General features: G+C 34.0%; 14 protein-coding genes. 6 read left to right on the top strand and 8 right to left on the bottom strand.

What is annotated here, in order from left to right; translation table 11 throughout:
• Positions 1 to 18: 18 nt before the first annotated feature.
• Positions 19 to 507 (bottom strand): DUF6985 domain-containing protein, encoded by a 489-nt coding sequence (locus tag DMA14_RS01685; protein WP_111422626.1) that lies wholly within the window; start codon positions 505 to 507, stop codon positions 19 to 21.
• 178 nt (positions 508 to 685) lie between these two features.
• Between DMA14_RS01685 and DMA14_RS01680 the strand changes: the two genes are divergently transcribed.
• Both DMA14_RS01680 and DMA14_RS22960 read left to right on the top strand, forming a co-directional pair.
• Positions 686 to 1126 carry a hypothetical protein gene (locus DMA14_RS01680; RefSeq protein WP_111422624.1) on the top strand — a complete coding sequence of 147 codons (441 nt, stop codon included), beginning with the start codon at positions 686 to 688 and terminating at the stop codon, positions 1124 to 1126.
• A 165-nt stretch (positions 1127 to 1291) separates the two neighbouring features.
• Entirely contained in the window at positions 1292 to 2023 is a 732-nt protein-coding gene (locus DMA14_RS22960; protein WP_238989906.1) for a DUF4890 domain-containing protein, read from the top strand.
• Between the two features lie 39 nt (positions 2024 to 2062).
• Here DMA14_RS22960 and DMA14_RS01670 read toward each other — a convergent pair whose 3' ends face one another.
• The 6 genes from DMA14_RS01670 to DMA14_RS01645 form a co-directional block, all read right to left on the bottom strand.
• The gene (locus DMA14_RS01670) at positions 2063 to 2443 is read right to left on the bottom strand and encodes a hypothetical protein (RefSeq protein WP_111422622.1); all 381 of its coding nucleotides are present in this window, start codon (positions 2441 to 2443) and stop codon (positions 2063 to 2065) included.
• Between the two features lie 127 nt (positions 2444 to 2570).
• Complete coding sequence (gene hemL, locus DMA14_RS01665; protein WP_111422621.1) at positions 2571 to 3857, bottom strand: glutamate-1-semialdehyde 2,1-aminomutase; 1287 nt, start codon at positions 3855 to 3857, stop codon at positions 2571 to 2573.
• 78 nt (positions 3858 to 3935) lie between these two features.
• Positions 3936 to 4445 (bottom strand): hypothetical protein, encoded by a 510-nt coding sequence (locus DMA14_RS01660; RefSeq protein ID WP_111422619.1) that lies wholly within the window; start codon positions 4443 to 4445, stop codon positions 3936 to 3938.
• A 51-nt stretch (positions 4446 to 4496) separates the two neighbouring features.
• Entirely contained in the window at positions 4497 to 5396 is a 900-nt protein-coding gene (locus DMA14_RS01655; RefSeq protein WP_111422618.1) for a glucosaminidase domain-containing protein, read from the bottom strand.
• The gene (locus tag DMA14_RS01650; RefSeq protein WP_111422616.1) at positions 5389 to 6297 is read right to left on the bottom strand and encodes a 1-aminocyclopropane-1-carboxylate deaminase/D-cysteine desulfhydrase; all 909 of its coding nucleotides are present in this window, start codon (positions 6295 to 6297) and stop codon (positions 5389 to 5391) included. Before DMA14_RS01650 ends, DMA14_RS01655 begins: the two co-directional genes overlap by 8 nt.
• A 55-nt stretch (positions 6298 to 6352) precedes the next feature.
• Complete coding sequence (locus DMA14_RS01645; RefSeq protein WP_111422614.1) at positions 6353 to 6694, bottom strand: hypothetical protein; 342 nt, start codon at positions 6692 to 6694, stop codon at positions 6353 to 6355.
• A 114-nt stretch (positions 6695 to 6808) separates the two neighbouring features.
• On the opposite strand from DMA14_RS01645, the gene DMA14_RS01640 reads away from it, so the two are divergent.
• From DMA14_RS01640 to ilvA, 4 genes are all read left to right on the top strand, one after another.
• Positions 6809 to 6994: a DUF5522 domain-containing protein gene (locus DMA14_RS01640; RefSeq protein WP_111377387.1), complete on the top strand. Its 186-nt coding sequence runs from the start codon at positions 6809 to 6811 to the stop codon at positions 6992 to 6994.
• A gap of 490 nt (positions 6995 to 7484) precedes the next feature.
• Positions 7485 to 9461, top strand: coding sequence for a urocanate hydratase (locus DMA14_RS01635; protein WP_111422613.1), 1977 nt, complete (start codon positions 7485 to 7487; stop codon positions 9459 to 9461).
• 106 nt (positions 9462 to 9567) lie between these two features.
• Entirely contained in the window at positions 9568 to 10104 is a 537-nt protein-coding gene (locus tag DMA14_RS01630) for a DUF4136 domain-containing protein (RefSeq protein WP_111422611.1), read from the top strand.
• A gap of 340 nt (positions 10105 to 10444) precedes the next feature.
• Complete coding sequence (ilvA, locus tag DMA14_RS01625) at positions 10445 to 11689, top strand: threonine ammonia-lyase IlvA (protein WP_111422609.1); 1245 nt, start codon at positions 10445 to 10447, stop codon at positions 11687 to 11689.
• 82 nt (positions 11690 to 11771) lie between these two features.
• On the opposite strand, the gene DMA14_RS01620 is transcribed toward ilvA, so the two are convergent.
• A complete protein-coding gene (locus tag DMA14_RS01620) occupies positions 11772 to 14189 on the bottom strand; it encodes an RICIN domain-containing protein (RefSeq protein ID WP_111422608.1) in 2418 nt (805 codons plus the stop codon).
• Positions 14190 to 14201: the final 12 nt, after the last annotated feature.

Here is a 14201-nt window from a genome sequence, read left to right as displayed (position 1 = left end):
ATTAAGCTCCTTATTATCCTATGTCTCTGCTATTCCACCAACTTCTACTACTTTATTATCTATTAATTTAATTTCAATGCCATGTTCTGTATCTAAACCATAACGAATTGGCATTTTAATCTCATTTCCTTTTAAGATCCTTATGTACAGTAATTCTTTAATGTATTCAAAATGTTTTTCTTTGGTGTCAATATTTAGAGGCTCCTGTCCCGATTGTTTTGAATCCTCATAATATTTTGCATAAATCTTTTTATAGCGAAGAAAAGCTTCTTCTTTTATTTGAAGAATAATATCATCAATATTTTCTAAAAAACTGCTATACGTTTTCTCAAAACCATCTAATTCTTCATTTGTTGGAAGCTCTTCAATTTCTTCTCCATCTTCATCAAATTCTTCTCCTAAAAAAACTTGAATTTCATCATCATTAAAATAAGGAATTTTAAAATGTTTATCGCTAGAAATTCCTGCCCAATCAAAATCAATTTCTCTCCAAAATTTATGATTCATAATTTATACTTTTTTTACAAACTTAAGCTTAATCTATTAGTTCCAAAGTTCCTATTTAAATTCTTTATTCAAAAAAAATCTAAAAATCAATCTGTTAAATAAAACATAATTTTAAATATAAGATTAAACCTAAAGATTTTAATAAAGTCTAATCTGAAAACAATTAAAAAACTTGAATATGAAAAAATTATTTATCGCAGCTATGTTATTTGTTGGAATAGCAAGTTTTGCACAAGAGATGGATCAAAAACCGGCGCGTGAGCAAAGAGAAAGAATGACTCCAGAACAGCGTAATGAGAAACAGCTTCAAAAACTGACTACAGAATTAAATTTAGATGCTAGTCAGCAAGCGCAGGTAAAACAGCTTTTAGCAGATAGAAGCGCAAAAGCCGAAAAATTTAGAGAAGCTAGAAAAGAAAAAAAAGATAGCAACACAAAACCAACTGCTGAAGAAAAAGCGGCTTTCAAAAAACAAATGGAAGACGAAATCGCAGCAAATGATGCTAAAATGAAATCGATCTTAAAAGCAGACCAATATACAAAATGGAAAGCCCTACAAGAAGAGAAAAAAGACAAAATGAAAGATAAAATGAAAGAGCACAAAAAAGATAAAATCTAATTTGATGCATAAAAAAAGGAGGCTTAATTGCCTCTTTTTTATTTCTCAATATTCTTTAAACTTTTCTTAATAGTTTCTGTTAAATAAAAGATAAACCTCAAAACGCCATTAAACTTAATAATTCTGATGAAGTCTAATTACTATAAACCTTTTATAAAACGAATTATGAAAAAATTATTTATTGCAGCTTTATTATTTGTTGGAATAGTAAGTTTTGCGCAGGACATCAATCAGAAACCGGCACGTGATCAACGAGAAAAATTAACTCCAGAACAACGTAACGAGAAATATTTACAAAAACTAACTTCTGATTTAAGTTTAGATAAAAAACAGCAAGAACAAGTAAAACAACTTATTGCAGAAAAAAGTGCTAAAGCTGAAAAGTTCAGACAAAGCCGAAAAGATAGCAAAACACCTTTAACAGCTGAAGAAAAAGCAGCTTTCAAAAAACAAATGGTTGCAGAAAAAGCAGATAATGATGCTAAAATGAAATCTATTTTAAATGCCGATCAATACACAAAATGGACAGCTCTAAAAAAAGAACACAAAGGGCATCACAGAAAAGGTGATTTTAAAACGCCACAAGAACGTGACCAAGCACATTTGCAAAAACTGACAACAGATTTAAATTTAAATGTAGATCAGCAAAAACAAGTTAGCGAACTTTTATCTGACAGAAGCACAAAAATGGCAATGCTTAAAAAAAGTAGAAAAGATTCTGATGCAAAACCAACTGATGCAGAAAGAAAAGCCATGAAAAAACAAATGGAAGAAGATCATAAAACTTATGATGCCAAAATGAAATCTATTTTGAATGCAGATCAATATAAAAAATGGACTGCGATTCAGAAAGAGCATAAAGACAAAATGAAAGAACACAAAAAAGACAAAAAATAATTTTGGGTCAAAAAATAAAAGGAGGCTTAAAGCCTCCTTTTATTTTTCAGGGATAAGAACAGAAATATCATAACCTAAATCTTCCAACATTTTTAGACCGTCAAGTATCTGTACCTTATTCTTGCCGTCCCATCCATTTTTCAGACCATATAGAACGCATTCTTTAATATATTTTGGGCGATTTAAATTAATTATATCTTTTTCTCCGGTAAATGAATTTAATAATGGAAAGCCAGTGTTCAGAGGATAGCCTATCAAAGAATCATCCCATGTAACAAAATCTATTTGCAATGGGCTTTGTTTCCAACCATTCAAAAATACTTTTATAGATAATATTCCTGTAGACGCTTCAGAATTAATTTTTCCTAACATTTTGTATAGATAAAGATTATCTTCAATTTTTATTTTTCTCAATTCCATATGTTGAATTTTTTTACAAAAATAAAAGATTTCTTGATCAAAAATTACTCAAATATATGCCCTTTATATCACAATAAGGTAAAATAATACAAACAAAAAAGAGGCTTTTAGAGCCTCTTTTTTGTTATTAAAATGATTTCGATACTTTATCAATCGCATTGATTGTAAAATCTAGATCTTCATAAGTCAATGCATCTGTAATAAACCACGTTTCATATGCTGATGGCGCAATGTATACGCCTTCTTGCAATAATCCGTGGAAGAATTTCTTAAACGTTTCGTTATCCCCTTTTGCAGCAGTCTGGAAATCTGTAACTGGATTTGCATCAAAGTGAACAGAAATCATAGAACCTACTCTATTAATCGTAAATACAACATTATTAGCTTTTAAAACTCTGTCGATTCCTGCTTCTAAATAAGCTGTTTTTTCTTCTAAACGTGTAAAAATTTCTCTATCATTATCAAGAGCTTTCAGCATTGCATATCCCGCCGCCATCGCCAAAGGATTTCCAGACAATGTTCCTGCCTGATAAACTGGTCCAAGAGGCGCTAAATAATTCATGATTTCTTCGCGTGCAGCAAAAGCTCCAACAGGAAGTCCTCCACCAATTACTTTTCCGAAAGTGACAATATCAGCATCAATTCCGTATAATTCCTGAACTCCTCCACGTGCTAAACGGAAACCTGTCATTACTTCATCAAAAATCAATAAGATTCCGTTTGCAGTACATAAGTCTCTTAAACCTTGCAAGAAACCTTCTTTAGGCACAATACATCCCATATTTCCTGCAACTGCTTCGATAATAATCGCTGCAATTTCTCCTTTATTAGCTTCAATTAAAGTTTTTACATTCTCTAAATCATTGTACTTTGCTAATAAAGTATCTTTTGCTGTTCCTTCTGTAACTCCAGGGCTGTTTGGCGAACCAAAAGTTACAGCACCGCTTCCTGCCTGAATCAAGAATGAATCAGAATGTCCGTGGTAACAGCCTGCAAATTTGATGATTTTATCTCTTTTTGTAAATCCGCGAGCCAGACGAATTGCACTCATACAAGCTTCTGTACCTGAATTTACAAAACGTATTTTATCAATATTTGGAACCATAGAAACAGCCAAAGCTGCAATTTCTGTTTCCAATTCTGTTGGCATTCCAAATGAAGTTCCCAGTTTTGCTTTTTCGATTACAGCATCAACAACTGGCTGATAAGCATGACCTAAAACCATTGGCCCCCAAGAGTTGATATAATCTATTAATTTATTTCCGTCTTCATCATATAAATATGCACCTTTAGCACTTTTTACAAAAATCGGAGTTCCGCCAACCGCTTTAAACGCTCTTACTGGTGAATTTACTCCTCCCGGAATTACTTTTTCTGCTTCAGCAAAAAGCTGACTACTTCTTTTATATAACATTCTTATTTTTGATATTTAAATTGTAGAGTTCATATTTATCGGCTTAAGCCTCATATAAACTCATTAAAATATTTTTCCTCAATTTATTCTTTTTGCAGACCTTGCGTATCCATGATGCGAATCAAACTCTTCTTTTAAAGCCCACCTATTTTTACATTTATCACATACATATGTTTCTTCTTTAATACTATAACAACCAGCATCTCCCTCCTGAATTTTCTCTACAAAAGTTAAAGACTTTAGAGAACACGTTAATCCAGAATATTTTTCACATTCTTTTGGATTCCCACATTGTACAGAATTGTCATAAAAATAAACTTCTGCAATTTCAAAATATTCAACAGGAAAGTAATTTTGAGTCTCAAATGGAGCATATTCATTTGATACAACTTCGTTTACTTGTAACCATTTTTGAACATTTTTGTATTCAATCATTTTCCATAAACCGCCACATTTGGAGCATTTATAGATTAAAATTTTCAATTTTCCTTCTCTCAAGAAATAGGAATCTAATTCTGTTAAATATTCCTTTTCACAAGTAAGTTCCAAATTAGATCTCTCAAAATTTCCGCAATATTTATAGATCACTATTATTTCAAATTTTAGAGTTCAGTACCAAAAGGCATTTGAATAGATTAATTACCTCACTTTCAACCTCTGCCCGATCGAAATCGCATTATCGGTTAGATTATTCTTCTTTTTTAAATCTTCAACCAATAAATTAAATTTCTTTGAAATTGAATATAGCGTATCTCCTTTTTGAACCTCATACAAATTCGGATCGTATTGATTCATATTGATCTTTGGATCAGAAGCAACATCATAAGATGTTTTTTTTGGCGGAGCCGAAGTATTTATTGGCACATAATTTCTTCCTGTAACCTGACAATCGTATTGATGCAAATTATATCTTTCAATATAACTGATCAATTTATCGGGATATTTAGGATCTGTTGCGTAACCGCAAGCTCTAAGTCCTTTTGCCCAAGCTTTGTAATCGTCTTTTTCGTAAGTGAATAAGGAAGCATATCGTTTTTTTCCAACCAAAAACAAAGCATGATCTCTATACGATTCTGATGCCTGAGGATATTTTCTAAAACATTCCTGAGCCGAGTCATCGTCATGACGAACACTTTCTCCTAACCAATCATTATGACATTTTATTCCAAAATGATTATTAGCATCTACAGCCAAATCTCCTCTTCCCGCACCAGATTCTAAAATTCCTTGAGCCAAAATAATACTCGCCGGAATTCCGTAAGTCTTCATGTTTCCCATTGCAATTTCTTTGTACTGCAACACATAATTATTAATAAGATCACTGGTAACAACTGTTTTAGATGTAGATTGAATAACCTCAGTCGTATTATTTGTAGAAGGGTAATTTTTACCGATTGGTTTAGTAGGAGTACTTCTTTTTGCAGCTGCCGTTCGAGTTTGAACCGCTGCCGCTTTTTTAGTCGTCGCGATGGCAGGCTTACTAGAAGAGCAGCTTGCTAAAGCTAATATTACGAGAAGTAATACAATTTTTTTAATCATTGGTTTTGAGTATTGGTAATTTCTTCTGCTTCAGCTTTATATTCATTCCGTCAATTCCCTGCAATCCGCCTGTGTGAATGAGTAAAATTTTTGAATGTGCAGGAAAATAATTTTTGTTTATTAAATCTATAACGCCAAAAACCATCTTTCCTGTATAAATTGGATCTAAGGGCACTTTTGTTTCTTCAAAAAAAGCATTAATAAATTCAATTAATTCTAAATTTATCTTGCCATAACCTCCAAAATGATAGTCAGAAATTAAATTCCAGTTATCTTTTTTTGCAAAAATACGAATTTCATCGTTTAAAAAGTCACCTTTTAACGCTGGAAACCCCAAAATTTTCTGATTTTGTAACGAATTATTAATTAATCCCGAAATAGTTCCTCCCGTTCCAACAGCACAGCAAACGTAATTAAAAACCGAATCTTCATCTGTCAAAATCTCTTCACAGCCTTTTACCGCGAGTTCGTTTGTTCCGCCCTCAGGAACGAGATAAAAATCGCCAAATTTATCTTGCAACTTTTCTATAAAAGATTCTTCGTTTTTTAAACGATACTCTTCTCTCGAAACAAACTCAAACTGCATTCCGTTTTCTTGAGCAAATTTCAAGGTTGGATTTTCCTCTATTTTGTCCAAAAGCTCCTCTCCGCGAATGATTCCGATAGTTTTAAAACCTTGTTCTTTACCCGCATAAGCCACGGCCGCAATATGATTGGAAAATGCTCCACCAAAAGTCAGTAACGTCTTTTTATTTTCGGCTTTAGCTTGAAGTAAATTGTATTTCAGTTTTCTGAATTTATTTCCTGAAACAAAAGGATGAATGAGATCTTCACGCTTAATTGTCAAAGAAATATCATTGGGAAAATCGATATTAATATGTTGATTGAAAACTGGATTCATTATTTAAAGTTGAAAGTCGAAAGTCAAAAGTGACAATTTATATCTTTTTTTATGCTTAAAGCTTATTGTTTTTCATGTAATTCAGAAACTGAAAAAATGATCTTTTTTTGAGATAACTCAAATTGGTTTCGTTTGTATAAGCTTCCCTTTCAAAACTGATATTTCGATATGCTAAATCTTTGTTTTTGTATTGGATGAAACGAATTGAAAATTCTAAAATATACCAAATAAAAAATGGCAGAATCAGCATTTCAAGCTGTTGCCTCAAATGTATTTTTTCATGATTAACAAAAACTCCATTTGCTTTATCAAAATCATATTTAACCAAAACAAACGGAAAAACAGCCATTCCTCGATAACCTTTCGGAATTAAATATTTAGCAACAATCAGAAACATTGGCTGTAAAATTTATAAATTTGTAGCTATAAAATTGTTCGATTTCAATAAAATCATAATCAAATATTTTTATTTTTGATTATTAATTATTCGAAAGGAACGCGAAGCATATTTATGAAAGAGCAAAGTAATGAAAATAAATTAATCGAAGGTGAAGATTTTTACTATACGCCTGAAGGTTACAAATGCTTTACTGAAAAACATCATTTAAAACGTGGTTATTGCTGCAAAAGTGGCTGCCGACATTGTCCGTACGGATTTGATAAAAGAACAGGAGAAATAAGAAGAAAAACGAATTAGATAATTTAAATAAATTCCAATTTTTAAATTCCAAATTCCAATCTAAAATTTAAAATCAACAATCTAAAATATTAATATGGATATCCATTCAAGAAAATTCAGGATTAAGATCCACAAGTCCTATCATAGGTCGGATATCCGTTATCCCTAGTTTTTTTTAATTAGAAAATGTGGCAATTTGAAAATGGGATAATTAAAATAAATTCCAATTTCGTCGGCTGATATTTCGCTCCGCTGGAGCTTTTATATTGGGTGATTATTGTTTCCTATAAATATTACGCCTTTCCAAGGCTTTAATTCAAGGATAGGCAAATTTATATTCAAAAGCTCCGAGAGGAGCGACATATTTATAGAAATAGTGTAACCATTTGCCACATATAAGCCCCAGCGGGGCGACATAATTTTATAAAAAACAAAAAATTAATCTGTTGTTAATCTAACCGCAATATCTTAGCGTCTTAGATCCTCAGCACCTTAGAATCTTAAAAAAATGACTTTCAAAGAACAAATACAACAAGGAATACCAAATATATTACCTCCTAAACAAGCATACGATCCAGCAATTAATCATGCTCCAAAACGAAAAGAAATTCTTTCGGCAGATGAAAAAAAGCTGGCTTTGAAAAATGCCTTGCGTTATTTCGATCCAAAACATCACGCCGAATTAATTCCTGAATTTTCAGAAGAATTAGAAAAATATGGCCGTATTTATATGTATCGTCTTCGTCCAGATTACAAAATGTACGCAAGACCAATTGACGAATACCCAGGAAAATCATTACAGGCAAAAGCGATTATGCACATGATTCAGAACAATTTGGATTATGCTGTGGCGCAGCACCCTCATGAATTGATTACTTATGGCGGAAACGGCGCTGTTTTCCAAAACTGGGCACAATATTTATTGACGATGCAATATTTGTCTGAAATGACAGATGAGCAGACTTTAACGATGTATTCTGGACATCCGATGGGATTATTCCCTTCGCATAAAGAAGCGCCAAGAGTTGTGGTAACAAACGGAATGGTGATTCCTAATTATTCAAAACCTGATGATTGGGAAAAAATGAACGCTTTAGGAGTTTCACAATACGGGCAAATGACAGCAGGAAGTTATATGTATATTGGCCCGCAGGGAATTGTACATGGAACAACTATTACGGTTTTAAATGGTTTCAGAAAAATAAAACAAAATCCAGAAGGAAGTTTATTTGTAACTTCTGGTCTTGGAGGAATGTCAGGCGCACAGCCAAAAGCAGGAAATATAGCTGGTTGTATTACAGTTTGTGCTGAGGTAAATCCGAAGATTACTAAAATTCGTCACGAGCAAGGTTGGATTAATGAAGTTGTGACTTCTACAGACGAATTGGTTGCCAGAGTCGCTTTGGCGAAAGCCAATAAAGAAACTGTTTCTATCGCATATTTAGGAAATGTGGTTGATGTGTGGGAACGTTTCGATCAGGAAAATATTAAAATTGATTTAGGTTCAGACCAAACTTCACTTCATAATCCGTGGGCTGGAGGTTATTATCCAGTTGGAATTTCGTTTGAAGAAGCAAATGATTTGATGGCTAATAATCCAGAATTATTCAAAGAAAAAGTTCAGGAAACTTTGCGCCGACATGCTGCAGCAATTAATAAGCATACCGCAAAAGGTACTTACTTTTTCGATTACGGAAATGCCTTTTTACTAGAAGCTTCTCGCGCAGGAGCAGATGTAATGGCCGAAAATAATATCGATTTTAAATATCCAAGTTATGTTCAGGATATTATGGGACCAATGTGTTTCGATTACGGATTTGGGCCTTTTAGATGGGTTTGTACCTCAGGAAAACCAGAAGATTTGCTAAAAACTGATGCTATTGCTTGCGAAGTTTTAGAGAAAATGGCCGAAACTGCTCCAAATGAAATTCAGCAACAAATGCAGGATAATATCAAATGGATTAAAGGTGCGCAAGAAAATAAACTGGTCGTAGGTTCTCAAGCTCGAATTCTTTATGCCGATGCTGAAGGCAGAATTAAAATTGCTGAAGCATTTAATCAAGCAATTGCAAAAGGCGAAATTGGTGCGGTTGTTTTAGGACGCGATCACCACGATGTTTCTGGGACCGATTCTCCTTACAGAGAAACTTCAAATATCTATGATGGCTCTCGTTTTACTGCCGATATGGCGATCCATAATGTGATTGGAGACAGCTTTAGAGGAGCAACTTGGGTTTCTATCCATAATGGTGGTGGCGTTGGTTGGGGAGAGGTTATAAATGGCGGATTTGGTATGGTTCTTGATGGTTCTACTGAGGCTTCAAAACGCTTAGCTTCAATGCTTTTCTGGGATGTTAACAACGGAATTTCAAGAAGAAGTTGGGCAAGAAATGAAGGTGCTGTTTTTGCTATAAAAAGAGCAATGGAAGTTGAGCCATTATTAAAAGTAACTTTACCTAATCTAGTCGATGAAAGTTTGCTTTAAAATAACGTAATGTCATCCTGAACGAAGTCGAAGGCTTATAGAAATGAAAGGGATTCGACTACGCTCAGCCTTGCAGATTTAAAAAAGAACATTAATTTTTAGATATATGAAAACACTTAAGTTAATTCCGTTTTTGCTACTGCTGATACTTACTTCTTGCAGTACCGTGACCGTTTATTCTGATTATGACAAAACTGTCGATTTTACGCCTTATAAAACGTACGCCTACTTTAAGCCAGGAATTGACAAGGTTGAAATATCAGATTTAGATAAAAGAAGAATCTTACGCGCTATTGATGATCAAATGCAAGCTAAAGGTTTTACTAAAAGTGAAAATCCAGACTTGCTAGTAAACATTTTTACAAAATCGAGAGAGCAAGTAGATGTAAACCAATTCACCGCTGGCTGGGGTTATGGCTGGGGCTGGGGTTGGAATCCTTATATGATGTACGGAGGTCAAACTACAGTTTCTACTTCTACTGAAGGCACTTTGTATATTGATTTAATCGATGCTAAAAAGAAAGAAATGATCTGGCAAGGTGAAGGTGTTGGAACTTTGACAAGAAACATCGATAAAAAAGATGAAAAAATTGCTGAGTTTGTAGGCAAAATTTTAGCTCAATATCCGCCAGTTAAAAAATAGTTTTCGGTCACAGTTGGCAGTTTTCAGTTTTTGTAAAACTTTAAATAGTTGCGAACTTTTCAGAAATAATTAATACATTTGCTATTCGATCAGTAAAGAAAATGACAAACTTTAACAACATTATTATCGCTATTATTAGCATTATTGCAATTCAGCAATAATGGCGAGGTGCTATATAAGTTTGTAAAATATAATTTATAAGAACCTCCCAATTGGGAGGTTTTTTATTTTAAGAAAGTTCAGGAATATTTTTTTTGCCACAGATTTCACAGATTCACACAGATTAAAAATCATTATAATCCTTTTAATCTGTGGCAAAAAAATAAAAAAACAAAACAACATGAGTTTATTTGAAGAAGTACTTAATGCCCAAAAGCATCTTGAGAATGTCGTTGCTGCAACGCCTTTAACGCAAAATTTAAATCTTTCAGACGAATTTGAATCGACTATTTTATTAAAAAGAGAAGATTTACAAATTGTTCGTTCGTACAAAATTAGAGGCGCTTACAATAAGATTTCTTCGTTAAGCGAAAAAGAAAAAGCAAACGGAACTGTATGTGCCAGTGCAGGGAATCATGCTCAAGGAGTTGCCTATTCTTGCAATCTTTTAAAGATTCATGGTAAAATTTATATGCCTAAAACTACTCCAAAACAGAAAGTAAAACAGGTTCAACTATTCGGAAAATCGTTTGTTGAAATTGTTTTAACTGGAGATACTTTTGATGATGCTTATGCTTCGGCAACTGCTGATGCCATCAAAAATCATAAAACATTTATTCATCCTTTTGACGATGAGAAAGTAATCGCTGGACAAGGAACTGTTGGTTTAGAAATCCTAGAAAGCTTTAAAGAACCTATCGATTATGTTTTTGTTCCAATCGGCGGCGGCGGACTTGCTTCTGGTTTATCTGAAGTTTTTAAACATTTAAGTCCTCATACCAAAATCATTGGTGTAGAACCAAAAGGTGCGCCTTCAATGAAAACTTCCATCGAAGAAAATAAAAATACACCACTAAAAACTATAGACAAATTTGTAGATGGTGCTGCCGTAAAACAAGTTGGTGACAAAACTTTTGAAATCTGCCGATATAATTTAGAAGATATTATTCTGGTTCCAGAAGGAAAAGTCTGCACTACAATTTTAAGATTGTACAATGAAGAAGCCATGGTGGTTGAACCCGCTGGTGCTTTAACAATTGCTGCTTTGGATTTTTATAAAGATAAAATTAAAGGCAAAAATGTGGTTTGCATTGTAAGCGGAAGCAATAATGATATAGAAAGAACAGCCGAAATAAAAGAACGTTCTTTACTTTATGAAGGCTTAATGCATTATTTTATGATTCAATTTCCGCAACGTCCAGGAGCTTTAAAAGAATTTGTAAATAATATTTTAGGTCCAGATGATGACATCACGTATTTCCAATTTGCTAAGAAAAACAGTCGCGAAGTAGGTTCTGTTGTGGTTGGTTTAGAATTGAAAAACAAAAATGATATTATGCCAATCAAATTGAAAATGACCGAAAATGGCTTTGAGTTTCAATATCTGAACGACAATCAGGATTTGTTTACGCAATTGATTGGATAAAGAAAAAAACAAAGGCTGTCAGATGGGATGACAGCCTTTTCACATTCAATACAAATTACTAATTGAATTGTGTGGATTGTAATTATTGCTTCAAGATTTTTTTCGAATAAGAACCTTTGCTATCGTTAACTTTTACAATGTAAACGCCTTTTGGCAATCGAGAAATTTCTACTTCAGCTTGATTTCCTTTTACAAATTTTACGTTTTTCTTTAAAACTGGCTGCCCAGTAATATTGAAAACCTGTACTTCTGCATCTCCTTCATGATTAGTATCAATTTTTAAAGAATCATCTGCTTCATTTACAAAAATGGTCATGTCATTTGAGCTTGTATTTTCAACTACAGGTGTTTGCGTGGCTAAAGCACTTTTTGCTGCAGAAGATTCAACCTGCACCAACTGCCATTGCTGATTTAAACCTCCTGTATAAGCCCAAACTTGAATATTGGCACCATTTGCTGTAGAAACATTTTCAACATCAAGCGATTTACCGCTATTTACATTTATAATTTTGTAATATCCCGTACCAAGACTAGTAACTGTCCACTTAAATTCATTTGAAGATGAGAATGTTTTCTGCTGTACTTTCAGTCCGTCAGCTGTTCCGTTATTTTCAACAGCCAAATACATTCCTGTCGATTTTACAATGATATAATAATTCCCGCTTCCATCAGAAACAAATTTCCATCTTTGGTTGCTTCCTCCTCCGTTTGTAATGTCATACTGCTGAATTCTGCTTCCGCTTGTAGTCGAATTATCTGCAACATCTAAACCTTTATTACTGTTTCTCGAAATAATATTGTAATATCCAGGAAATCCAGTTGAACCAGCCGTTACGGTAATGGCACTTGTTGCAGTTTTTGCTCCATCAACAGTAGTAGCAGTAATTGTAGCATTTCCTGCAGCAATTGCCGAAACCAATCCGTTTGAGTTTACTGTTGCAACAGATGTATTGCTTGAACTCCAATTTACTGCAGTATTGGTAGCATTGCTAGGAGAAACTGTCGCTGTCAATTGCTGTGACTGACCTGCGGTAAGCGTTGCTGAAGTTGGGCTTACGCTAACTCCTGTAACTGCAACTGGATTTGATGCTCCCCACGTAAAAGTAACTGCAGAAGATGCTGGAACTGCATAATTAAATGCTGATGATCCAGAAACTACTTTTATTGTATTTGATGATCCGCCTGAGTTATAAATTACAAGTGCAGTTGAACCATCAGGGTTCTTAAATGCAACTGAAGAAATACTTCCGCTTGTGCTTGAAGAATTAATTCTTACTGCGCCCAGTTTCACATATTTAGAGATCTGACCAATAATATAATACGCTACATTTTTAGTATAACTTGTACTATTATTAACCGTGATAGCGCCTAAACACGTACTGCATCCTCCAGGAGTGCGAGGGCCTAAACTTGAATTGTTTGCTGCATTCCATTCTAAAACTGTTTTAGACCAGTTATTTGTACTACCGATAACAACGTTTTGCATGTGCCAGCCAAAATCTCCGCTAAAGCTTCCGCCCGAACCCGTATATTGTTCTGTAAAATAAACATTTTTATTGGTTTGAGTTTTTACCGTTGACATAGCTGATATATTTCCTAAATACAAGTGAAATGCTGCTCCATCAACATACGAGCTATTATTTAAAACATCAATCGGATATGCTGTATTGTCGCAATTGTGGTCAAAAGCAATAATTTTAATGTTTCCGTATCCCGCAGCTGCCATTTGAGGCCCAAGCTGTTGGTTGATGAAATTCTTTTGTTCTGTAGAATTCATCAGCATACTTGGTTCATTGTTTGGATTTTCTGGTTCATTTTGCGGTGTAATTCCCCAAATATTAATACCTTGTGCTTTCATTGCATCAAAATATTTTACGAAGTATTTTGCATAAGCAGCATAATACTGCGTTTGCAAACTTCCTCCAACCCAAGATCCGTTTGTTTTCATCCAACGAGGTGCAGACCAAGGCGTTGCTAAGATTTTGATGTTAGGATTAATCTGTTGGATCTTTTTAATGATTGGAACTAAATAAGTTAAATCAGGTCCGTTCAAACTAAAATTGTTCATGTTGGTGTCTCCTGAAGTTTCGTTATAACTGTAAGAAGAACTGCTTAAATCTGAAGCTCCAATACTGATACGAACTACACTTGCATTTAATCCTGTTGTCGGATTGTATAAATCATTCAACAATTGGTTTTGCTGCGTTGCTGCCATTCCAGAAATAACTTCACAGCTTCCTTCGGTAAGAGTATAACCGAATCCGTCCATAGTTTGATAGGTCGTTCCTGCATTTACTGTTACAGTTGAAGGGTTAGTTCCCGAATTGGTTCCGAAACTAACAGTTGCTTGCTGCTGTAATAATTTAGTTTGATCTCCTGTAGTGATCCACGGAGTTACCGTCTGAGCATTTAAGCTGTTCATGAATAAAAGCGTACTGCAACATAATAGTTTCAACGCTTTACTTACCCGAATTGTAGGTGTTTGAGTAGTTTTGTGCATTCTTTTGTGGTT

The organism is Flavobacterium sharifuzzamanii, assembly GCF_003254585.1.
In the GTDB taxonomy this organism is placed as follows: domain Bacteria; phylum Bacteroidota; class Bacteroidia; order Flavobacteriales; family Flavobacteriaceae; genus Flavobacterium; species Flavobacterium sharifuzzamanii.
The sequence above is the reverse complement of the archived record's forward strand: the minus strand, read 5'-3'. Positions and strand labels throughout refer to the sequence as shown.